This is a genomic window from Pseudoalteromonas sp. bablab_jr010 (genome assembly GCF_016464105.1).
Classification (GTDB): Bacteria; Pseudomonadota; Gammaproteobacteria; order Enterobacterales; family Alteromonadaceae; genus Pseudoalteromonas; species Pseudoalteromonas simplex.
Map to the genome: position 1 here is coordinate 1 of NZ_JACDWV010000005.1, position 250 is coordinate 250.

General features: G+C 50.8%; 1 rRNA gene. It reads right to left on the bottom strand.

Going from position 1 to position 250, the window contains the following annotated elements:
• A 16S ribosomal RNA gene (locus JIG37_RS00020) occupies window positions 1–239 on the bottom strand; the annotation flags it as partial.
• Between the last annotated feature and the right edge of the window lie 11 nt (window positions 240–250).

A 250-nucleotide genomic window follows, 5' to 3' on the forward strand; every position in this document is an offset into this window, starting at 1 on the left:
ACTTGGGCTAATCTTATGGCGTGAGGCCCGAAGGTCCCCCACTTTGGTCCGTAGACATCATGCGGTATTAGCAGTCGTTTCCAACTGTTGTCCCCCACCATAAGGCATATTCCCAAGCATTACTCACCCGTCCGCCGCTCGTCAGCAGAGTAGCAAGCTACTCTCTGTTACCGCTCGACTTGCATGTGTTAGGCCTGCCGCCAGCGTTCAATCTGAGCCATGATCAAACTCTTCAATTAAAAGTTTTTTG